Origin of the sequence: Tsukamurella sp. DT100, from assembly GCF_049844855.1 — a bacterium.
GTDB lineage: Bacteria > Actinomycetota > Actinomycetes > Mycobacteriales > Mycobacteriaceae > Tsukamurella.
In genome coordinates, this window is sequence record NZ_JBNCLV010000017.1 from 1 (window position 1) to 20,368 (window position 20,368).

At 64.0% G+C, this 20,368-nt stretch carries 14 protein-coding genes and 5 pseudogenes; 10 read left to right on the top strand and 9 right to left on the bottom strand.

Going from position 1 to position 20,368, the window contains the following annotated elements; all coding sequences use genetic code 11:
- Together ACLQ3K_RS25500 and ACLQ3K_RS25505 are read left to right on the top strand one after the other, a co-directional pair.
- Positions 1-512: pseudogene (locus ACLQ3K_RS25500) on the top strand (hypothetical protein); the annotation flags it as partial.
- Between the two features lie 239 nt (positions 513-751).
- Positions 752-1,664: pseudogene (locus ACLQ3K_RS25505) on the top strand (alpha/beta hydrolase).
- A gap of 168 nt (positions 1,665-1,832) precedes the next feature.
- Here the strand turns inward: ACLQ3K_RS25505 and ACLQ3K_RS25510 are convergent.
- Positions 1,833-2,393: a TetR family transcriptional regulator gene (locus ACLQ3K_RS25510; RefSeq protein WP_426002165.1), complete on the bottom strand. Its 561-nt coding sequence runs from the start codon at positions 2,391-2,393 to the stop codon at positions 1,833-1,835.
- A 103-nt stretch (positions 2,394-2,496) separates the two neighbouring features.
- Between ACLQ3K_RS25510 and ACLQ3K_RS25515 the strand changes: the two are divergent.
- Both ACLQ3K_RS25515 and ACLQ3K_RS25520 read left to right on the top strand, forming a co-directional pair.
- Positions 2,497-3,272: pseudogene (locus ACLQ3K_RS25515) on the top strand (SDR family oxidoreductase).
- Positions 3,265-3,662, top strand: a pseudogene (locus ACLQ3K_RS25520) (GlcG/HbpS family heme-binding protein). The pseudogenes ACLQ3K_RS25515 and ACLQ3K_RS25520 overlap by 8 nt, the downstream one beginning before the upstream one ends.
- 608 nt (positions 3,663-4,270) lie before the next feature.
- Here the strand turns inward: ACLQ3K_RS25520 and ACLQ3K_RS25525 are convergent.
- Complete coding sequence (locus ACLQ3K_RS25525; RefSeq protein ID WP_426002166.1) at positions 4,271-5,209, bottom strand: esterase/lipase family protein; 939 nt, start codon at positions 5,207-5,209, stop codon at positions 4,271-4,273.
- Positions 5,210-5,394: 185 nt separating this feature from the next.
- Here ACLQ3K_RS25525 and ACLQ3K_RS25530 point away from each other — a divergent pair, with 185 nt between their 5' ends.
- Entirely contained in the window at positions 5,395-6,039 is a 645-nt protein-coding gene (locus ACLQ3K_RS25530; protein ID WP_426002171.1) for a TetR/AcrR family transcriptional regulator, read from the top strand.
- A gap of 834 nt (positions 6,040-6,873) precedes the next feature.
- Here ACLQ3K_RS25530 and ACLQ3K_RS25535 read toward each other — a convergent pair.
- Both ACLQ3K_RS25535 and ACLQ3K_RS25540 read right to left on the bottom strand, forming a co-directional pair.
- On the bottom strand, positions 6,874-7,335 hold the full coding sequence (locus ACLQ3K_RS25535; RefSeq protein WP_326482323.1) for a hypothetical protein: 462 nt from the start codon (positions 7,333-7,335) through the stop codon (positions 6,874-6,876).
- A gap of 83 nt (positions 7,336-7,418) precedes the next feature.
- Positions 7,419-8,363: an alpha/beta hydrolase gene (locus ACLQ3K_RS25540; RefSeq protein ID WP_326482322.1), complete on the bottom strand. Its 945-nt coding sequence runs from the start codon at positions 8,361-8,363 to the stop codon at positions 7,419-7,421.
- An 806-nt stretch (positions 8,364-9,169) separates the two neighbouring features.
- Between ACLQ3K_RS25540 and ACLQ3K_RS25545 the strand changes: the two genes are divergently transcribed.
- The 3 genes and pseudogenes from ACLQ3K_RS25545 (at position 9,170) to ACLQ3K_RS25555 (ending at position 11,545) form a co-directional block, all read left to right on the top strand.
- Positions 9,170-9,355, top strand: coding sequence for a helix-turn-helix domain-containing protein (locus ACLQ3K_RS25545; RefSeq protein ID WP_426002167.1), 186 nt, complete (start codon positions 9,170-9,172; stop codon positions 9,353-9,355).
- Between the two features lie 4 nt (positions 9,356-9,359).
- Positions 9,360-10,388 (top strand): IS30 family transposase, encoded by a 1,029-nt coding sequence (locus ACLQ3K_RS25550; protein ID WP_326482321.1) that lies wholly within the window; start codon positions 9,360-9,362, stop codon positions 10,386-10,388.
- A gap of 180 nt (positions 10,389-10,568) precedes the next feature.
- Positions 10,569-11,545, top strand: a pseudogene (locus ACLQ3K_RS25555) (IS481 family transposase).
- A 481-nt stretch (positions 11,546-12,026) separates the two neighbouring features.
- Here the strand turns inward: ACLQ3K_RS25555 and ACLQ3K_RS25560 are convergent.
- The 4 genes from ACLQ3K_RS25560 to ACLQ3K_RS25575 form a co-directional block, all read right to left on the bottom strand.
- Entirely contained in the window at positions 12,027-13,580 is a 1,554-nt protein-coding gene (locus ACLQ3K_RS25560; RefSeq protein WP_326482378.1) for an NAD(P)/FAD-dependent oxidoreductase, read from the bottom strand.
- 44 nt (positions 13,581-13,624) lie between these two features.
- Positions 13,625-14,152: a hypothetical protein gene (locus tag ACLQ3K_RS25565; RefSeq protein WP_326482320.1), complete on the bottom strand. Its 528-nt coding sequence runs from the start codon at positions 14,150-14,152 to the stop codon at positions 13,625-13,627.
- 29 nt (positions 14,153-14,181) lie between these two features.
- Positions 14,182-15,489: an ABC1 kinase family protein gene (locus tag ACLQ3K_RS25570; protein WP_326482319.1), complete on the bottom strand. Its 1,308-nt coding sequence runs from the start codon at positions 15,487-15,489 to the stop codon at positions 14,182-14,184.
- A gap of 105 nt (positions 15,490-15,594) precedes the next feature.
- Positions 15,595-17,139 carry an NAD(P)/FAD-dependent oxidoreductase gene (locus ACLQ3K_RS25575; RefSeq protein ID WP_326482318.1) on the bottom strand — a complete coding sequence of 515 codons (1,545 nt, stop codon included), beginning with the start codon at positions 17,137-17,139 and terminating at the stop codon, positions 15,595-15,597.
- A gap of 158 nt (positions 17,140-17,297) precedes the next feature.
- Between ACLQ3K_RS25575 and ACLQ3K_RS25580 the strand changes: the two genes are divergently transcribed.
- Positions 17,298-18,170 (top strand): alpha/beta hydrolase, encoded by an 873-nt coding sequence (locus ACLQ3K_RS25580; protein WP_326482317.1) that lies wholly within the window; start codon positions 17,298-17,300, stop codon positions 18,168-18,170.
- A gap of 253 nt (positions 18,171-18,423) precedes the next feature.
- Positions 18,424-19,650 (top strand): AarF/ABC1/UbiB kinase family protein, encoded by a 1,227-nt coding sequence (locus ACLQ3K_RS25585; protein ID WP_326482316.1) that lies wholly within the window; start codon positions 18,424-18,426, stop codon positions 19,648-19,650.
- On the opposite strand, the gene ACLQ3K_RS25590 is transcribed toward ACLQ3K_RS25585, so the two are convergent.
- Positions 19,643-20,272 carry a TetR/AcrR family transcriptional regulator gene (locus ACLQ3K_RS25590; protein WP_326482315.1) on the bottom strand — a complete coding sequence of 210 codons (630 nt, stop codon included), beginning with the start codon at positions 20,270-20,272 and terminating at the stop codon, positions 19,643-19,645. The two genes, ACLQ3K_RS25585 and ACLQ3K_RS25590, sit on opposite strands and share 8 nt — an antisense overlap.
- Between the last annotated feature and the right edge of the window lie 96 nt (positions 20,273-20,368).

Genomic DNA, 20,368 nt, shown 5'->3' on the forward strand with positions numbered 1-20,368 from the left:
CCATGGTGCGCAGCCAATCCACCGCAACGATCGCCAGTATCGCTGCACTCGTCCTACTAAGTGCAGGCTGCTCAGACGAATCCGAGCCCACCTCGACGACGACAACACAGTCGAATTCGGTCGCCGTGACAGACCACCCGACCCCCGCAGCCGGGCAGTCGGACACACCTGGGACGGGTAACGGCAGCAACGCCGGACCAACCAAGACCGTCACCGAACGCCCCGGTCCGCCGCACACGGTCACTGGAACCGTCCCGACCAAGCCGACCGCACCCGACAACGATGGCACATACAACGTTCCGTGCACCGGCCCCGACCAGGGCACCGTCTGTACCAATCCAAACCATGGCGCTGGCGACAACTCGAACGAGAACGGCACCGCGCCGACAACGACCGCGCCCAAGGTCCGTGACGACGATCCGGGCGGAAAGCCGTGCACCACAGGCATGGGCGTAGCCGGGACCTACATCTACTCCGACGACACCAACAGCTGGGTCTGCCAGATCGGGTGACCTTACGCTCGCCGAGTTTGGACGGACGCAATCTCCGGCTTTTGCGCCATCGGTGGCGGATCTAAGACTATGGACCTGGCATTGATGGAAGTGCTGCGACTGCTGGGTCGAGTAGCGAGCGCCGCTCACACAGTTCTCATGGATCGATCACCATCAATTCGCAGCAACGGCATTGGGCACGGCGACTTCCTTGACGAGATGGTCGGCGTGCCAGCCGTAAGAAAGGGAACTGGATCTGTATGGAGTACGGCCCGGATCGACGTGACGTAGAGTTCACCTCGGGTGGTGAGGTCTGCGCTGCTTGGCTCTACACGCCTGCGGGTGCCGGGCCACATCCAATTGTTGTCATGGCCCACGGACTCGGCAGTGTCAAGGAAATGCGTTTGGACGCGTTCGCCGAGCGGTTCCAAGCGGCGGGGTACGCGTGCCTAGTTTTCGACTACCGCTATTGGGGGGGCCAGTTCAGGCGAACCGCGCCAACTGCTCACGATCCCGCTTCAACGCGAAGACTGGCGCGCTGCCGTGGCCTACGCGCGCTCACTTGGGGGAATCGACCCGGACCGCGTCACGGTGTGGGGCACGTCGTTTAGCGGTGGCCACGCTATAGTGACCGCGGCAAAGGATCGTCGCATCGCAGCGGCGATCGTGCAAGGTCCCTTCACTGACGGTATCGCATCCGCGCTAGCAATCGACGTTCGCACCTGGGCAAAGGTCGTAGTCGCCGCGCTGCGCGACCTGGTGGCCGACCGCCGCGGCGGCGCCCCGATCCGGGTGCAAATGGTTGGTAAACCCGCCGAGGCCGCTCTCATTACCGCACCTGACGCTCTGAACGGAGTGCAGTCGCTTTGGAAGGCGGCAGGATTCGATGCCGAGACCACCCAGACGATGATCCCTGCTCGGATTGCGCTGGAGATCCCGCGGAACTTTCCAGGCCGGCGCACCCGCGACGTCGCGTGCCCGATTCTGTTCAACGTCTGCGCGACGGACTCAGTGACACCCGCGGCAGCAACGCTCAAACACGCTGCACGAGCCCCTCGTGGCGAGGTGGTTACACACAATGCAGGTCACTTCGACATCTACACTGGTGCACTATTCGAGGAGGTGGCCACGACCCAGGTCGCGTTCCTAAGAAACCACGTCCCGGCAGGATGACCCAAGCGCCGGAGTAACACATCGGTTGACAATCGAGAGCGCTCAGATCGGCGGATTGCGGTCTCGTAGTGAGTAGGCACGACAACTCCTGCGGGCCTTCACAGATGGGAGTGCCGCCAGAGTCTCCGCGCCGCTACTGGCGCCGTATTGGCGGACTCGCGTGATCGCTTAGTGGAGGCGAACGAATGTTGACTCCACCGAGCGCACCGCATCAGCGAGCATGCGTCGTCGGTGCGCATTCGAGGTGGTGTTGTTGTGTGAGGAGGGAGGGATCAGCGCTGGTGACGCATTGGCCCAGGCGGTGACCAGGCCAAGCGTTAGCGCAAGTACGTCCGCACCAGAGTTGCCGTAGCGCGTCGACAATGCAGCAACCTTGGCGCCATATGTTTGTTGTTCTTCTGTCGTAGCGGTGGGGCGTTCAAGGTTCGCCCAGGCGATCAGCCGAAGCGTCTCCCCTTCGGTGAGCAGGTAGTCGAACAGCTCAGTTGCATACGCGGCGAGGTCACCTGCAATGAACGGCACGGCCTCTGCCATCGCGGCAAGAGTGGAACTTATGACGAGGTCGAAGAGCTGCTCCTTCGGGCCAAAGTGCATGTAGATCGAACGCTTGTTGGCGCCCGCCTTTTCCGCGATACGGTCGATCCTTGCGCCGGCCAGCCCGAACTCGGCGAACTCTCGGCGCGCGGCGTTCAGGAGTCGCCGTTTAGTGTCGGTCGCGTCAGGAGGCACCTGTGCAGCATACCGACCAGTAATGTAACTAACTAGTTATTGACAATGATTGGTTTGCAAGGCACGCTCTAAGGAGCAAACCAACATCTCCGAGAGGAAGCTCATGCCAAAGAAGGTCCTGATCACCGGTGCAAGCTCGGGTTTCGGTCTCGGCTCCGCAATCGAGCTAGCCCGCGCAGGCCACATCGTCATCGCGGCCGCTGAAACCTGGCCGCAGGTGCGCAATGTGCGCGCCGATGCGGCAGCTGCAGGGTCGAACTCGAGGCGATCAAGCTCAATCTGCTGGACGAGATCGACATCGCTCACGCGGGCAAGTACGACCCAGATGTGCTTGTTCTCAACGCGGGGGTCATGGAGGGCGGCTCGATCGTAGATATTCCGCTGCGACGAGCCCGCGAGTCCTTTGAGATCAACGTCTTCGGGCACATGGCGCTCGTGCAAGCGATCGTGCCGAAGATGGTCGCACGCAAGTCCGGCAAAGTGGTATGGACCTCATCTATGGGTGGCATCCTCGTGGTCCCGTTCCTTGGTGTCTACTGTGCGACGAAGCACGCCATCGAGGCCATCGCCGGCTCAATGAAGGCCGAACTAGCGCCGTACGGCGTACAGGTGGCCACCGTGAACCCCGGTGTCTTCGGTACCGGATTCAATGACACCGGCGCGGAGAGCTACGTCCAGTGGTACGACGCCGACTCCGCGGTCGTGCCGATGCCGGACTTCGGCGACAGTCTCGCCGACCAAGCCGACCCGCAAGAAATGATTGAAGCCATGGTCGAAATCATCCCCGCCGACGAGCACCTGTACCGCACCATGCGGCCGCTCGCGACCATCGAGGCCGCGAAGCAGTGGCAGGAGACCGAGTGGACCCAAAATGCCTGACATTACTCTCAAGCACGCAAACCGTCTGATAGGTCAAGGTATTGAGGCGGCTCACAAGGAGGGGATGCAGGGGGCGCCGTACTCGACAAGGGCGCGAACCTCGTCGCCTTCGCACGCATGGACGGCGCGTGGCTCGCTTCGAACGACCTCGCAATCGCCAAAGCACGCACGGCCGTAATGTTCCAAGCCCCGACCATCGCATTGGCGGCCCCACTCGAACTCGGCAAACCCACACTGCACTTCGATCACATCCACTCACCCGGATTGCTCCTCGTCGGCGGCGGCGTTCCACTCCTCAACGACAGCGGTGAGCTAATCGGCGGGCTAGGCGCCTCCGGCGGAAGCCCCGAGCAGGATGACGCCCTCGCCCGAGCTGCGGCGGCAGCCTGACACGGACAATTGTTGGATCCGTCAATGTCGAGTGAGAGGCGGACGTGGATATGAACAGAGGTAGCTCAATCGGCGAGGAGGGACTAGTTTCCAGGTTGTGCTTACTCGCACGATCGGTCGCGATCTAGGTGAACGCATACCTCTTCGCCGCTGGAGATGCTTATGACTGAACTGCCTGTAAATGTTAGTCATGGCTGGTCCGGTATCGGCTGGCAGGGTCGGCGTCGTCGCCTGGCCGCGTGTGACTCGTGAATCGCTCGGCCCCGCGTGGGGGTGCGTTGGCCGGGATTTGTCCGCGTAGCCGCGGCAGCGACGCCGGACCGGTCTTGCTTCGGTGGCCTGATGAGAGGCCTGCCCAACTCGTTGCCGCGAGTAGTGGCCCGTTACAGGACTGCCTCGAAATGCCGTACCGGGCAGACACCACAACTGGTTGACGTCGTCTCGTGAATGGGAGAGGACCGCCATGACCACGGTGTCAGAGGTGTACAGGGTTGTCTACAAGTGCTTAGTAACACCTGGCGCAACTGCACCGGCATGATTCTCCGAGGCCTTCACTTGTCAGCCGAACTCAACGACCCCTAACAAGACAACATCTCTGGACAGCACAGTCAGAGCGCCGGTATCGGCGAGTAGTCGCCACATCTCGGCTGGTAGTTGTCAGGTCCGTCAGCGAGCGCGTTCATCGTGAGATCGATGGTGGGGCCGTCGAGGAACATGAATGTGTGCCCGGTGGGGTCTGCTGGACACCGCTCCTGAAGGATGATGTTGTTGACGTCCGCGCCTCGGAGACGCTGGCTCTGATACGGCGTGACGACCGCGTCGTGAGTTGTGATCACTGTGGTGTATCGGGGGCCGGGCGGAACTTGGTCTCCGTCCGCCCAAAGCTCTTTGGTGTACGTGCTGGTGGTCATCTGCTCGAGCATTCCGGTGAACTGGAGACTCCGAGCGAGTCCTACGGAGAACCCGCTCGTATCCAATGCTTGAGCGAGGGTGAAAAGCCCGTTGAAGGTGGTTCCGTGTGAGCTCGGCGCCCACCCGACGTAATGAGCTACCTGTGCTGCGCCGCCCAACTTCTTCATCCACCACATCGGGACGTTTCCGCCCTGACTATGACCGACGATGTCGACTTTGGGGGCGCCGGTTGCGGTTCGGACGCGGCCGACGAACGATTCGAGCTGCTTGGCGGAGGTCGTTATCGGACCGAGGCCGCCGAGCCTGCCCGCCGACGTAGTGGTCATCCCGAAGTTGAACGCGTACGCGCAGTAACCGGCACTCCGGAGGCGCGGTGCCAGCCGGACGAAGTTCGCGCCGGCGTTGAGTAGCGTGCCGTGCAGCAGGATCACCGGGTTCGGATGCTTCTTGTTCGGCATGCATGTCCAGTCATTCGCGCCTCGAACACTATCGGGGGCCGCCGCGAAGTTCAGCAGCGCCTCCTGGAGGCCTCCGTCGGGCATGACAGGCACTGGCGCGGCACTGGCGATTCCGGTGCCTCCGAGGCTTGTCGCGACCGCGACCGCGACCGCGATCGCGCCGACCGAACCGATCACGCTTCGCCCGACCGTGCCTCCCTTACGCCGCTGCCCTTGGCTGATCCGATTCCGCATCGCACTCCTCCGCAGAGCTCTTGGCTTCCGCTGTGTGGGAGGCCTCTGATCAAAGTTTTACTTGACGGTAAAGCTGTGAGTCAAGTCATGATGCTGCAGAGTCAGGGGCAGTCGTGTTCGATGGGCGGGTGGCCACGCGAAGTACCGGGAACAGACCGACGGACACCCAGCTCTTGGATGCCGCTGCTGCGGCGTTCAAGCGCGAGGGGTACCACGCGACGTCGATGGCGACCATCGCCGAACAGGCGGATACCACCAAGCCGACGCTCTATGCGCACTTCGGCGACAAAGAGCAGCTGTACTTACGTGTGATCGGACGGGAGGTCGAGGCGCTACGCGGGGTGATGTTCGAAACGTACGACATCTCGTTGGCGCTTCCGGTGCGGGACGAGGTGCGTGCGAACGTCCTCAACTTGTTCCGGTTCGCCCACTCGAATCCCGATGGGTTCCACCTGGTATTCGCTGATGATGACGGGCCGTACGCGGCGGAGGAACTGCGACGGTCCCTCGTGCAGAGTCTGGTCGACCGCATCGCCGAACACATCCGATCCCGCACCCGAGGAGCCAGCGTCGAGGCACCGCGGATCGGGTCGGATGTGCTCGCGCACCTCGTCGTCGGTGTCGCAGTGTCGGGCGCGAAGCAGGTGATCGCGGGCAATCTGGACCCGCAGCCGGTTGGCGAACTTGCCGTTGCTCTTCTGGCGGACGGTCTGATTCACATTCCGGCTGAGACCGTGATCCGGGTGGCCCAGATGTCGGGGCGTGGTGTCTAATCGCCGAGCGCCGTGCACCGCGGCCTGGGTGGGCGCGTTCTCTCGCCGTCGACGGGCGTCCTCAGCCGATCTGGCAGACCCAGGAGTTGGTGTCTTCGGAGTAGATGTATGTGCCGGCGACGCCCATACCCGTTGTGCAGGGCTTACCCGCTGGATCGTCGTCGCGCGCCGGTGCCGGTTGAGCCGAGGTCGTGGGAGCGCCACCGTTGCCGGTTGGGCGATTACCTCCGCCGTGGTTCGGATTCGTGCAGACGGATCCTTCGCACGGGGTGTAGTTGCCGCTACCGTCTGGACTGAGAATGGCGTTGGCTCCGACGTAGCTCCCCGCCGGGCACGCCGGATCCTGGTTCTGCGCGCAGTGTTTCTTGGTGAGATTGTTGCCCGTCGAGCCGTCCGCACCCTTGGGGCCGCCGTTGACCGGATTGCCGTTTCGGTCCCAACTCCCCGCATCAGACGCGCCCGGGTGGGTCGTGCGCGCGGGCCCCTGGGGTGGAGGCGTGACTGTCCTTGTCGGCCCGCCGCCCCCTGGCTGCCCGCCTCCGGCCGCCGCGGCAGACGTAGCGTGAGATGCGGACGTCACCGCTGGCGCCTCCGACGACGATGTGGTCGAGGCCGGATCTCCGGCGCACCCCGCCAGCGCGACCAGAGCGGCAATGCCCGCCATTCCCGTGGTGATATTCCTAAGCATGATGCGTTCCTTACTTCGGTGAGTCGATCAGCGAAGTCCGCAGGTCGCGCATGTCGAAGCGCAGGCTCGGCGAACCACGTGAACCGTTTCGATGATCCACAAGGGCGCCTACGGCCCGGACATGAAACGTAGAGCAGTCCGGGGGCTTAGCTACCGGCAGGCTCAGGGATGTCGCCGTTCCCGGGGCCACTGAAGGTCGGCTGGCCGGGTTCGGGAAAATCTGCACCGTTGCCGCCTGGGCCGGTGAGTGTGGGATTCCCGGGTTCGGGTACATCGTTACCCGTAGTGGGGCGTTGCGGTTGGGTCGGTCCTGGGGTTGCCTTCGGCGCGGTGGCGTGCGGCTTCGGCGCCGTCGTCGTGCGGCCGGGCGTGGGCTTCTGGCCGGCGTTACCACCGGGGTGCCCTTGACCGCCGGTCGTTCCGTGTCCTGCGCCAGCCCCGCCGTGCTCGCCCTGGGGCGTCTGGCCAGTGGCCGTGGTCGTGGCGTTCAGCGCGGACGACGGCGCCGGAGTCGAGTCGTCGTTCGAGCAGCCGACGAGTACGAGGGCGGGTGCGGTGACCACGGCGAACAGTGCCGCCCGCAGCTTCTTCGACGTGTAATTGGTCACGATGGCCTCCTCTGATGGTGCGGCGGCCCGCTTCGGTCTGGACGGTCCGCGCAGTCGGTGTTTGTCGGATCAGGTTTCGAGGGTTACGGGTGTGGCGCGACGACCGCCCGCGGGCCGTGTTTGGCGACCGTGGTGATCAGCGAGTTGATCGTCGGCCACCACTTGTTGTGAACGTCCACCACGTCCCCGTGACCGAGCGCCGGCAGTTCCACAAGGGCAGCGGAACCTCCTCGTGCCCGGTGTTTCTCGACGTACTCAGCCGCCTCCCGAGCCGGCACCACGGCATCGCTGGTTCCGGTCACCGCAAGCAGGGGGACCGCCGGGGCCAACCGCTTCAGAGGATCCACCAGCGCGTACCTGTCCGGAACCTCCGCCGGTGTCCCGCCCAGGGCACGCTTGACGTGATCATTCTTCGTCAGCGACAAGCGCATATCCAAAACGCCTGCGAGCGTGACAATCGCATGAGGCCGCACCGCCGGATCAGCGCCGGGTGCACCGTCAGGCAGCGCGTGCCGTCCCGCAGTCCACGCCGCGAGCTGACCGCCAGCCGAGTGACCGACCACCGTGACCCGCTGGAGATCCATCTCCGGCGCGACGCCGCGCAGGTTCGTGATGTGGTCGACCCCGCGAGCGAGGTCGGTGAATGTTGTGGGCCAGCCGCCGCCCTCGCCCACCCTGCGGTAGTTGACATTCCACACGACATAACCTTCCTGGGCGAGGCTGCGTGCGATCGGTGCGACGTACGACGCATCGGGGCTCTTGAGCCACCCACCGCCGTGAATCAGGACGATGACAGGAACGCTTCCGGCGTCCCGCGGCGTCGCCGGGCGATACAGGTACCCAGTCAAATCGTCTGTCACGTCGGCGGTGGCCGGATCGTAGACGTGTGCACTCTCGGAGATCCGAGCCTCAACAGCCTCACTCGCCGGCTCCCACGGCCGGACGAGAACAACCGCTACGACAGCGGTCACGACGACAACGAAAGCTGCCAACCCGATCGTGATCCCAAGAAGACCGCGACTGAACATGGCTAGAAACCTATCCCAAATCGGAGGCAGTAGCCAAGGAATCGAGTAATTCAAACCATTTGCAATGCAAGGATTTGAAGGCTTTCGACGCGTCGCCGCGGGTTACCCACCCGGACGGCGGAGCTCTGCCGATGAAGGTCTGCGCGAAGGGCATGCGCGCAGGCTCAGCCGTGGGCCGGGGGGCGTTCCTCGAGCCGAACACTATTGGCTATCTGAGCCTCGCCAGCCGGAGGTTCTCCGCGATCTTCCTGTTCCTGGTCGGGGTGCTCCTACGCGGCGACGATATTGGTGGTTACCTTCGGCTGCGCCCGCAAGCCACATGCCACGCCCGACCGCCACCGCGCGAAGGAGAGGTCCCATGCGCATCCGGCGCTCACACCCTCTAGTTCGCGACCGGTGGGCGACCGACGGCGCGGTCGGTGTCGGTTTTCTGGATTCGCCTAACGTTGCCAGGTGCCAGCTTGGAAGGCGCAGTAGTGGAGGGGGCAGGACTCTCGGTTCCCCCTGAGCCTCGATGGTGCCCGCTGCTTGCGGAAGAGCGTGTCGCGGGGATGGGGTGTTGTGTACGTGAGCGTAGGCCCCCTGGGCCGGGCCCCCCGGGGTGGCGAGAAAGAGCGTTGAGGGAATCCTGAGTGGTCAGCTGATCTACGCCATCTGGCGCGTGGTCGGCGGTCGGCGGTCGGAAATTAGTGGGCGGTGATCGTGCCGTTCAGAACTGTCAACGACGGGTCTGAACGGACCCCCTAGCGACGAGGCGGATTCCAGTGACCGTTGCAACACGTTCGGGAGATGGAAGGGGGTGTTGCGTGGTCAAGGGAAAGGCGGGGCCGGAGCCTCAGTGGGAAAAGCGGCAGCGATTCGCGGAGTTGATCGGTGCCGGGCACACGATCGCCGATGCGGCACGCGAGGTCGGTATCCACTACCGGACTGGTCGGACGTGGGATGCGTGGACGAATGGTCGGCCGATTGTCGGGGAACACGCGTCAGTCTGAGCCGGTGATCGTCGTCAAGCAGCCGATGTCGGCAAGGTTCATCTTCGAGGACGAACGAGTCCTGATCGCAGATTTGCGTCGTCGCGGAGTCACTTTCCGCGACATAGCGTCACAGCTCGACCGAGCACCGTCGACGATCAGCCGCGAGCTGCGTCGCAACAAGGCTCCCGATGGCTCCTACCGCCCGTTCCAAGCGCACCGGGTGGCTGAGGCCCGTCGTCGGCGTCCCGGCCGCGGACGGATCAACCGTGACCGCGTGCTCACTGCGTTCGTCCAAGAGTATCTCGATAAGCGCTGCAGTCCGATCCAGATCAGTATCGCTCTGCGGCAGCGGTTCGTAGACGATCCGAGTCGGCAGGTGTGCGCGGAGACGGTCTATCAGTCAATCTATTGCTCGGACAGCGACTTCCGTCGCCCTCATCGGGCGACACTGCTGCGTTCAGGACGTCGCTATCGCCGCCGCCGGCTTGCTCCCGCGCTGCTGCCTCGGCGGCTGGTGGGAATGGTCTCCATCGACGATCGCCCGGACATCTCCGACCGTCTCATTCCCGGTCATTGGGAGGGCGATCTGATCGTCGGGACCGGTTATCGATCCGCGATCGGCACGTTGGTCGAGCGCACCAGTCGCTACACGATCCTGCTCCACCTGGGCGGGGCACGATCTGCCGAAGCGGTCCGCGACGCGATGATTACCACGCTCCGACAGTTTCCCGCGCCGCTGCGGAAGTCCGTGACGTGGGATCAGGGCAACGAGATGGCCCACCACGCCCAGATCACGAACCAGCTGGATATGCCGGTCTACTTCTGCCACGCCCACTCGCCCTGGGAGCGCCCGACGAACGAGAACACCAACGGCCTGTTGAGGAAGTACCCTCCCGAAGGGCACCGACCTTCGGGTCCACTCCACCGAGCATCTTTCTGCGGTCCAGAAGGGACTCAACGACCGTCCGCGGAAGGTCCTCGGCAACCGATCCCCGGCAGCGTTCTTCAACGACTTGCTAGCCTCGCACATCAGCCTGTGTTGCAACGATGACTGGAATCCGCCCCGTCGTCAGGGGGTCAGTCTTAACCCGTCGTGGACAAGAACCTCTGAGTTTCCAACCTAGGTGTTCTGACCTCGGACGTTAGGGACACAGGCGTGGCGAGATGACCAGACGAAGACCTCCGGGTGAAGTGCGAACTGTCTGGGAGACGCACACAGCGGGAGGCCTTCGTGGTCCACCGTAACGCGTCGTTGTCGGGACCGGGCGGCTGCGGCTCGCTTGGTGTGTGGTCGAGGCAGCGTGGCCGGTGCGCCGCGATGCGGAGCGGTTCCAGGTTTCGCCGACAACCGCACTACGATGGGCCAGCGGTACCGCGCTGGTCGCGGTGCGGCTATGACTGATCGACCGAGTCGTCCGTATCGCAGCCCCACGCGCACGCCGACGTGGACCGAACGCACATCGTCAAGGTCAGGGTCCCTGCGTCGCTGGGGCCGGCGCGATTCGGCTACATACTGGGTTTGCACCCGTCGACGGTGCACGGGGTGCTCACCCGCTACGGCCTGGCAAGGTTGCGCTGGCTCGACCGTCCCAGCGGCCGAGTGGTGCGGCGGATCGAGACCACCACCTGCGGCGAGTTGGTGCACATCGATCGGAAGAAACTCGGCAAGATCCCTACCGGCGGAGGATGGCAGATGCTCGGGCGAGGTTGGCGGCCGTAACTCCCAAGCCAACCGCGATAGCGGCCGGTTCAACAAGTCCCGCCAACCGCTGCGCGGGCATCCTCTCCTGCACACCGCCCTCGATGGGCACTCGCGGCTGGTCTACAGCGAGATCCTGACTGGAAAGACACTGCGGCAGCGTTCTGGATCCGTGTCAACACTTGGTCGCAGAGCTCGGGTCCATGCTCGGACAGTGTTGACCGACAACGGATCATGCTACCGATCGCATGCATTCCGGGATGCGCTCGGAACCATTGAACACCGTCGGACCCGCCCCTACCCGACCGCATACCAACGGGAAAGTCGAACGTTTCCACCGCAACCTCGCCGATGAATGGGCCTATGCCCAACTCTACCGTACCGACGACGAACGTAACGAGGCGATACCCGGCCTGGCTACACCCCTACAACTACCATCGAGGCCACACGGCACTCGGAGGAAGGCCGCCCTCGAGCCGCGTCCTAGCCTCTCAGGGCAGAACACCTAAAGGGAGTATAGGGCGTCTGCCATGTATTCAACCAGTGCGCGCCGGATGATCTCGCTTGGGGTGGTCGAATTGTCCGACGCGCAAGCCTGAAGCTCCGCGTCAATTTCTGGCGAAAGCCGGACGGAACGGGCTACCCGTCGACCACCGCCGATTCTTGACGCTGCTTCTGCGCTGGTTCGCTGCGGCATGGTTGGACTATTCATAGATTCCTTCGGCCCTTTCCGTTGGATCGCGCGATGAGCTGTCGCCAGATGTGCCAATTCTCAATACCCTTGTGCAAGAAGACCGCGGTGGGTGGACCGGTGCCACCGCCATGCTCGTCGTAGACGACCTCGAGTGATCCGTTGGCCACAGTCCCGCCGCCGACAAGTTTGCACGGTTCCTCGGCAAGGTGGCAGGTTCCGTAGGCGTTGAACGAACTGAATGGCGGGCGACAAAGCGAATGTCAGGAGTTGAGGGCTCGGATCGCTTCGTACGGTCATCACCGGTAGCTGTAGTCGTCCGCGGGAAACGCCCGTGATGCCTTCCGTGCGGCTAGAATCGTCGTGGCGCGCAGGATCGGGATCTCGCCGGCGGAGTTCACCCAGTACGAGTGGACGCCCTTGTTGAGCTCGGTGAAGTAGTACTTGAGGTGGCGCCCCTGACGGAGCATCAATGCTGTGAACCGCTGCAGTGCCGCGGGTTGGACCTCCATCCGGGTTGCGGAGCGAGCGTCAGCCAGACTGATGGCGCGCACGATGTGGGTCGCGGCGTTCTCGGCCAATCCGTGCCAGCCTGTGCCGGTCCACGAGTATGGGCCCACGATCATCCAGCGGTTGGGGAAGAGGGGAAGAGCGACCGACTCGTATGCCTGCATTCCGTTCTCGTTCCACCACCTGCCGAGATCGGCACCGTCGACGCCGACCACGCGCCCCTGAGCGAAACTCGACGGTTCGCTGAAGAGCTCGTGCCCCGTGGCGGAGACGATGTAGTCGAATTCGTGGACGGTGCCGTCGACGGTGCGGATGCCCTGGGGAACCACGCGGTCGATCGCGGTGGTGCATAGCTCCACTGTCGGCAGGTTGAACGCGCGCGGAAAGCTCGAGTTGAGTGTGGGGCGGTTGCCGAACATACCGAACGAGGGGGTCAGGGCGTCGGCGGTCGCCGGGTCATCCAGGATCGCACCGAGGTAGCCGCGGTACGCCCGGCGCATGACCCTGTCGAACAGGCGCATCGCCGGCCGCACGACGAAACCGGGCGTGTTGATCACCAGCCACAGGCCGAGGTGCGCGCCGATCAGTCCGATGGTGTTCAGCGCTGCGGCCACGCCGGGTACCCGCAGTAGCAGCCTCAGAGCCGAGGGAATCCTGAAGTCGGGCTTCGGGACGCAGTACACCGGGGTGCGCTGGAACACCGTCATTGCCGCGACATCCGGTGCAACGTGTCCGGCGAGCTGTACGCCTGTGGCGCCGGTGCCGATGACCGCGACGCGCTTGCCGGTCAGGTCGTACGACGGGTCCCAGCGTGCGGGGACTGCGACGGTGCCGAGGAAGTCGTCGAAGCCGGGGATGCCGTTGCCTGCCGGCTTCGGGTTGATGAACGGTCCGATCGCGGAGATGACGAACCGGGCGGTGAGGACGTCGCCGTCGGCCAGTGGTAGGCGCCAGAGGTGGTTTTCGTCGTCCCATTTCTCGGCAAGAACTTCGGTCCTGAAGCGAAGGTGATTGCGCAAGCCGAAGTGGTCGACCACGTCCTGGTGGTACTGCTGCACCTCAGATCCTGGGGCGAACACGCGGGACCAGTTCGGATTGCGATGGAACGTGAACTGGTACGCGATCGACGGGATGTCGACTGCGACGCCCGGGTAGGTGTTGTCGCGCCAGGTGCCGCCCAGATCGTCGGCGCGGTCTACGACGACGAAATCATTGATGCCGGCTTCCTGTAGTCGGACTGCCGCAGCGATTCCGCTCAAGCCTGCTCCGATGACGACCACATGGTGATCGGGAGTGGAAGGGACCTGTGGCGCGAAGGAGTCGGCGGCGGACGATTGCGTCATGGTGATTCCTTGATTGTTCTGAACGAGAAGGGGGAGTTTAGAACTCAGATGCGGGCCGCGAGGCGTCGGGTTAAACGTCTTAGTCCGGGCCGGATTCCGATGCTGAAGGCGACGCGGAGGAGCGGCTCGGTCCAGCGCAGGGGAAGTCGGCCAATGAGAACCGGTGTCAATCCCACGGTCCAGGTGAGTGTGCATGAGGTGGCGGAGGTCGGCTCCAGCAGGTAGTCCTCCGCCCACAGGCGGAGTAGTGGCCAGCTGCCGTGCGAAGCGAAGTAGCTCAACCGCCGGTCCCGCTCGTACGCGGTGAACACCTCGCGTTGTCGCCATACCCAGCGAAGCGGCGCACGGACGCTCCCCATCTCGCGCACCATGCCGACGCCTCGCGGGGCACCGTCATCGGCAGGCTCGAGATAGTCGACACCGCACGTGGGCGCCAGCCACCGCCAGGCGACGTCGCTGTCTAGGGCGGCGAAGACCGCGCTCGCAGAACTGTCGAAGTGATGGACCGTCCGGATCACGATCGCGGATTCGGTGAACGGATCATCCGGTGGCTGAGCGGAAATGGTGAACATGACTTCTCTCTGGGGAGTAGGTAGGAGTGTCAGACGGTCGGCTCGGTCCATCGCTCCATGATCGCGCGGTACGGAGCCTCCGCTTCCATCTGCGAGCTGATTCCCACGATGCCGAGGAGGACGCGGAACAACATGACGTAGCTCGGCGGCATTGACAGCATTCGGCCGGTCTGGAAACGATCCCCGCGCACGTCCAGCGTTGCGTTGGTCGCGCGCTGAAGCCATTCGCGGGTGAAGTGGAAGCGCTCAGATCTCAGTGGATCGACGTACGGCGCGAGGTAGCGACGGATCTCTTCCGGGGTGATCTCCAACTCGGGCGGGATGAATCCCTCGCCGCGTAGTAGGGAGAATAGGGTCGGGTAGTCCTCGTCGCGGGCCAGCCGCAGAATCTGCCCGACAGCCGGCGGAATGCCGTCTGGAAGCTCGGCGACGGCACCGAAGTCCAGCACGATCAGGCGGCCGTCGGGCGCGATCATGAAGTTACCGGGGTGCGGGTCGCCGTGCAGAAGGCCGGTGCGACTGGGGGAGCTGAGTTCGAACTCGGTGAGAAGAGCGGCCGCAGTGTCTCTTTCAGTCTGGGGGCCCGAGGCGATGACCTCCCGTAACGGCGTGCCGTCGACCCACTGCGTGACGAGAACCTTGGGTGAGCTAGCAATCACTTTGGGTATCATGAAGTTCGGGTCATCGCCGAAGGACTTCGCGAACGTTCGTTGGTTCGCAGCCTCGTATCGATAGTCGAGTTCGGCTTCGGTCCGTTCAGTGAGCTCGTCGACCAGCGCGCCGATGTCGGCGCCGGGTGCGAAGGGCTTCACGATGTTCGCCATCCGGCTCAGTGCCTTCAAGTCGGCACGGAGCGCTTCGTCGGCGCCGGGATACTGGACCTTGACCGCGACTGCCCGCCCGTCCTTCCACACCGCGCGATGCACCTGGCCAATCGAGGCGGATGCGGCGGCGTTGTCATCGAACGATTCGAACCTCTCGCGCCAGGTGGTGCCGAGCTGCTTGGACAGCATCTTGTGCACCGCAGTGGCCGGCATCGGCGGTGCCTCGCTCTGGAGCTTGGCGAGCGCCTCGCGGTACGGCCCCATGAACTGGTGCGGTATCGCCGCTTCCATGACGCTCATCGCTTGGCCGACCTTCATCGCCCCGCCCTTGAGCTCGCCGAGTACGGCGAAGATCTGTTCCGCGGCCTTGGCTTGGAGTTCAGCGTTCACCTCGGCCTTGTCGGCACCGGCCAGCCGCTTACCCCAGCCGACCGCGGCCCTTCCTGCGAAGCCCAACGGTAATCCCACCAGTTTCGCGGTGCGCTGGGTGCCGCCTCGGGTCAGCTCTGACATAGCTTCCTCTCTCGCCAGCCCCGGATCGCAATAGACTGACATATCAGTTCTCTAAAAGCAATAGGGATCTCGCCACGCCCGGGGAGTTCGTAGGGCGGAACGGGATCACGGAGTGGGAAGGAGTGAGGCGTTCTCCAACTGTGCGGATGCAGTCAAACTTGAACGGTATTGGTAGTCCTCAAGCGGGAAATGCTTATTGCCCCACCACATTTCGATGTGGGTGCTAGGCCTGATTGCCGCGGCGTCGCCCTGGTAGTTCACGTAGTAGGTGTTGGACCCTTCGCACGCCGGCGACAGCCACATCGTCTTCCCCGCCCGCGCAAGATACTTGCGGTAGTACGCGTCGTGCGCCTTCTGGCGGATCTCGACACGTGTCGCGCCGCGCTTGCGGGACTCCGCAATCGCGCGGGCGGCGTGCCTGCTGGTGCACTCGATCATCGCGAGGTAGGAACCCGCAGCGAATCCATACGGGCCGGTGATCATGAACGCGTTGGGGAACTGCGGGATGGAGACGCCCTGATACGCCTGATAGCGGTGGGTATCCCAGAATTCGTTCAGGTCGAGCCCGCCCATGCCCTTCAGGGGGAAAGGTGGGGTTGCCCCCTTTGCCATGACTTTGAAACCCGTAGCGCACACCAGCACGTCGATCGGGTACTCCGACCCGTCGGCGGTTCGAATGCCCGTCTCAGTGATCTCGGTGATGGCCGAGGTTACGAGGTCGACGTGGCTACGTGTGAAGGTTTTCAAGTAGCGATTGGAAACGGATGGCCGCTTACAGCCGACGGCGTACTGCGGGGTCAGTTTTTCGGCGAGCTCGGGGTGGCCGTGGAGCCATGCCCGGTAGCCGACTGCGCCTCCCCGGGCGAGGCCGGATACGAGGACTGGGATTCGCTCGTGGAATATTCCGATCCCGGTGATGGAGAAGTCGATGGACACGATGACTGCTGCACGGATCGCGCGCCGGAGTGCGGGAATTCCCAGCAGCGCGCGGGAAACTGCTGCGGGGATCCGCGCGTCCGGTTTCGGCGCCACCCAGATCGGCGTGCGCTGGAACACTGCGAGGCGCTCGGCCACATCGGCCATCTCGGGGATCAGCTGCAGCGCGGTGGCCCCGGTCCCGATCACGGCGACGCGCTTGCCGGAGTAGTCGTAATCGTGGTCCCAGCGGGAGGTGTGCACGACCTTGCCCTGATAGCGATCGATTCCCTCCACATCGGGCATCGACGGTTGTTCCAGCGCTCCCACTGCACCGATCACGTAGCGGCTGGTGAGATGCGAGCCGTCAGCGAAGGATAGACGCCAAAGATGTTCTCTCTCATCCCAAGCGGCTCCGGTCACCGTGATTCCCAGTCGTAGCCGCGAACGCAAGTCGAAGTGGTCCACCAGTTGCTCGGCGTACTCTTGCACCTCCGCGCCGGGAGCGAAAATGCGGCTCCACTTGTTCGGAGGGGCGTACGAGAAGCTGTAGTAAATAGATGGAATATCCACTGCGACCCCGGGATAGGTGTTCGCCCACCAGGTTCCGCCGATTCCCTCATTCTTGTCCACGATAAGGAAGTCGGAGACGCCAGCGCGATCCAGCTCTATCGCTGAACCGATGCCGCCGAACCCTGCGCCGACGATGATGACCTCGTGGTCAGGACTGAGCATATGTGGCCTCCATGGTGCAGTCGCGGCTCCCGAAACCTGGCGAGCCAGTTAAGATATTAATGCTATCCAGATAGCGCGTCAATGCCTTATCGTGACGTGTATACGGATCGTCTCTGCATGAGAGCGGAGACCGGTCGCTCAACGGAAGGTTGGATGCCATGGCACTGGAGGAGTTTCTGCACGGCGGCAACACTGTTCGCTACACCCGCGAGGGGGCGGGACCGCCCGTGTTGATGTTGCACAACGGTGGGACGTCGAAGGAGATATGGGCGGCGCAGGCCGAAGCGCTGAGCGTTCGCCACGAGGTCTTCTGCTTGGACCTCCTCGGCTTCGGCGAATCGGATGTCCCCAAGAGTGGATACTTGATCACCGACCATGTCGACCTCCTCGAGGCATTTGTCGAGCATCTTGACGTCGGCCGGATATCAGTGGTGGGCAACTGCATGGGAAGCGCCATGACGCTGCTGCTCGCTGACCGCCGCCCCGATTTGTTCGCCGCTCTGGTGCTGATCAACCCGCTCACCGCGGAGACTGCACGGAGAGGCGTGGTCGGCTGGGCCATGTGGATTCCCCGAGTGTTTCCGCGTCTGTCGATCGCTGTATCGCGCATGATCCGTGCGCCGCGATTACTGGGACCTGCGATCGTGGCGGTGCAGTTCGGCCCGAAGCAGTGGTGGCGCGGACTGCGCAGCCCGGTTCCCGGGGCCAGGGTTGCCGGCGCGACCTGGAACCGAAAGGGACGCCTGGCCGCGCTCGCGGAGCTGTTCACGAATATGGAAGGCTTCGAGCGGGTCGACGATATGCGTCCAGGGCCGGACTTTCCTCCGTTCGCCGTGGTCTGGGGCGCATCCAACCTTGGCCTGAACCCCCGCGCCGGTGCGGCGCTGAACGAAACGCTCCGACCTGATCGAATCGAGTTCCTACCCGGATGCGGACATCTGCCGATGATGGAGGAGTCTGACGTGGTGACGGCGATCATCGAGGACTTCGTCGAGAATCCGCCCGCCCGGTCGGCTTCCGCGCGCTGTTGACGAAACCGCGTGTCGCGCGGAATGATCCATCCATCGGCTCAGGGGCCATCGGGACCTTCGACGAGGAGAACCTATGAAACGGACGACGCCCCGGGTACGTGCCACTCTGTCAGGAGTCGCAGGCGAACAAGGCATGCGAGGAGTCGCGATCGGAGGGCTCGCGGCCAGGCAGACCGCCCGCTCAGTCGGTACAAAGCTGGCAATGATGGGCCGCACAGAAGAGGCGCGCGCAGCCCTGGCGGAACGATCTACGGTGCGCGCCGCGGAGCAGATCGTCGAGGTTCTCAGCAACCTCAAAGGCGGCTCGATGAAGGTGGGGCAGATGCTCTCCGTCATCGATATCGGTCTGTTTCCCGAGGATCGGCGAGACAGCTTTCGCGAGCGCCTTGAGGCGCTGTGCGCCCAGGCTGAACCGTTGCCGTTCATAACGATGCGTCCGATCATCGAGAAGGCGCTGGGGCCCCTCGATGATGCCTTCGCGGAGTTTCCCGATAGCCCGATCGGCGTCGCATCGATCGGGCAGGTCTACCGAGCACGCCTGCATGACGGCAGGTGGGTCGCGGTGAAAGTGCAGTATCCAGGAATCCGGGAGGCGATCCGCTCCGACGTCAGGAACCTCAAGCTGTTCGGAAAGCTCCTCGGAGCCCAATGGCCGACGGTGCGCGACGGGACACTGTTCGACGAGATCGCACGCAACCTCGTCGCGGAACTCGACTATCTGAGGGAGGCGAGGAGTCAAGCCTCAGCGGCGGAGGCGTTTCGGGGACATCCGTACTTCGTGATCCCGTCTGTGATCAGCGGGCTGTGTGCCGACAATGTGTTGGTGACCGAATACGTCGACGGTACGCCGCTGGCGACTGCCGCCGGCTTGCCCCAGTCGGAGCGGGATCTTCTGGGGGAGCAGCTCTTCCGCTTCTACATCGGAACGCTCTTTGAGCGCAATGAGTTCTGCGCCGACCCGCATTTCGGGAACGTTCTGGTGCTCGGCAGCGGGAGGCTCTGCTTCCTGGACTTCGGGCAGTACACCTACATGGATCCCGCCGATGTCGCTCGGGAACTGCGGCTGCTCCGGGCCGCATGCGAGGGCGACGGCGCGGACGCGCGGGCCACGCTCGTCGACGGCGGGGTGTTCGCCGCGGACGCGTCGATAACGAACGACGAATGCTTGGCCTTCGTCCGTGACGCCAGCGAGTGGACAGTGACGGACGCGCCCCTGCGCATCACCTCCGAGGGGGTCACAAGCTCAGTGCTCCTCGCAGCGGATCCGCGGGTGACCGAACACGAGGGGCTCCGCCGCCAGCGGCTACCACCGACGCACCTGGCCTCCCGCCGGGCGGAGTTCCTCGCGATGGGACTCATCGGCCGCCTCGAGTCGGAAGCGAACTGGCACAGAATCGCCCGGGAGTGGATCTACGGCGACGAACCCGCGACGGAGATGGGGGAGCGGATAGCCGAGTGGCGACGCAGGCGGCTCAACTGAGGAACGAGGTCTCAGCTTCGGCTAAGGTGCGATCGAGCCACATCCGAATCACGTCGACAAGCGTGCGTGCGGATTCCTCTGCGTCCAGCTGGCCAATGGTCTGTAGCGACGCGAGGCCGACCCCGGTCGCGACGATGCCGTGTACCGCCCGGTCAAGGGCGGCAGCCGCCGCGTCCTGTGCATCGGCGGGGAGGTGATCCTCGATCAGGATCCGAACGGACTCAAGCGTGCGCTCCGCCGCGTCCTTGGTGCGTTCGCGCTGCTCCGGCTGGCGCATTGCGGTCAGTGCGTACTCGGCCGCCAAGAGAACCTGCCGCGAGTCGGATGAGAATGCCGCCCAGCGCCGGCCGACGACCTCCAAACGAGCCTCCACGCTGTCCTCCGACTCGGCGAGATCGCTCATCAGCGCTGTGATCTCATCGGCGGAGCGCCGCTTGATTATCGCCAGGCAGAGATCCTCCTTGCTCGCGTAGTTGCTGTACACGGCGCCGATGGTGCGGCCCGCGGCGGTGGCGATCGCTGCGAGCGAGGTGGAGTGGTACCCGCGCTCGAGCAACAGTTCCTCACCCGCGTCGAGTAGCGACTCGCGGGTGATCGCCTGGCTCTCCGCCCGGGTCAGCACCTTGCGCTTACTGATGATTCCTCCCTGGCGGACGATGGCTTCGGCTCTGGGATAGCGGCACTTGTTGAATTCTAGCGCCTGGAGCCGGGGCTTCGG

Excerpts from the sequence above, each read along its gene's own strand:
- ACLQ3K_RS25575 (WP_326482318.1), bottom strand. The coding sequence starts at position 17,139 with ATGCTCAGTCCTGACCACGAGGTCATCATCGTCGGCGCAGGGTTCGGC.
- ACLQ3K_RS25570 (WP_326482319.1), bottom strand. The coding sequence starts at position 15,489 with ATGTCAGAGCTGACCCGAGGCGGCACCCAGCGCACCGCGAAACTGGTG.
- ACLQ3K_RS25565 (WP_326482320.1), bottom strand. The coding sequence starts at position 14,152 with ATGTTCACCATTTCCGCTCAGCCACCGGATGATCCGTTCACCGAATCC.
- ACLQ3K_RS25540 (WP_326482322.1), bottom strand. The coding sequence starts at position 8,363 with ATGTTCAGTCGCGGTCTTCTTGGGATCACGATCGGGTTGGCAGCTTTC.
- ACLQ3K_RS25580 (WP_326482317.1), top strand. The coding sequence starts at position 17,298 with ATGGCACTGGAGGAGTTTCTGCACGGCGGCAACACTGTTCGCTACACC.
- ACLQ3K_RS25560 (WP_326482378.1), bottom strand. The coding sequence starts at position 13,580 with ATGACGCAATCGTCCGCCGCCGACTCCTTCGCGCCACAGGTCCCTTCC.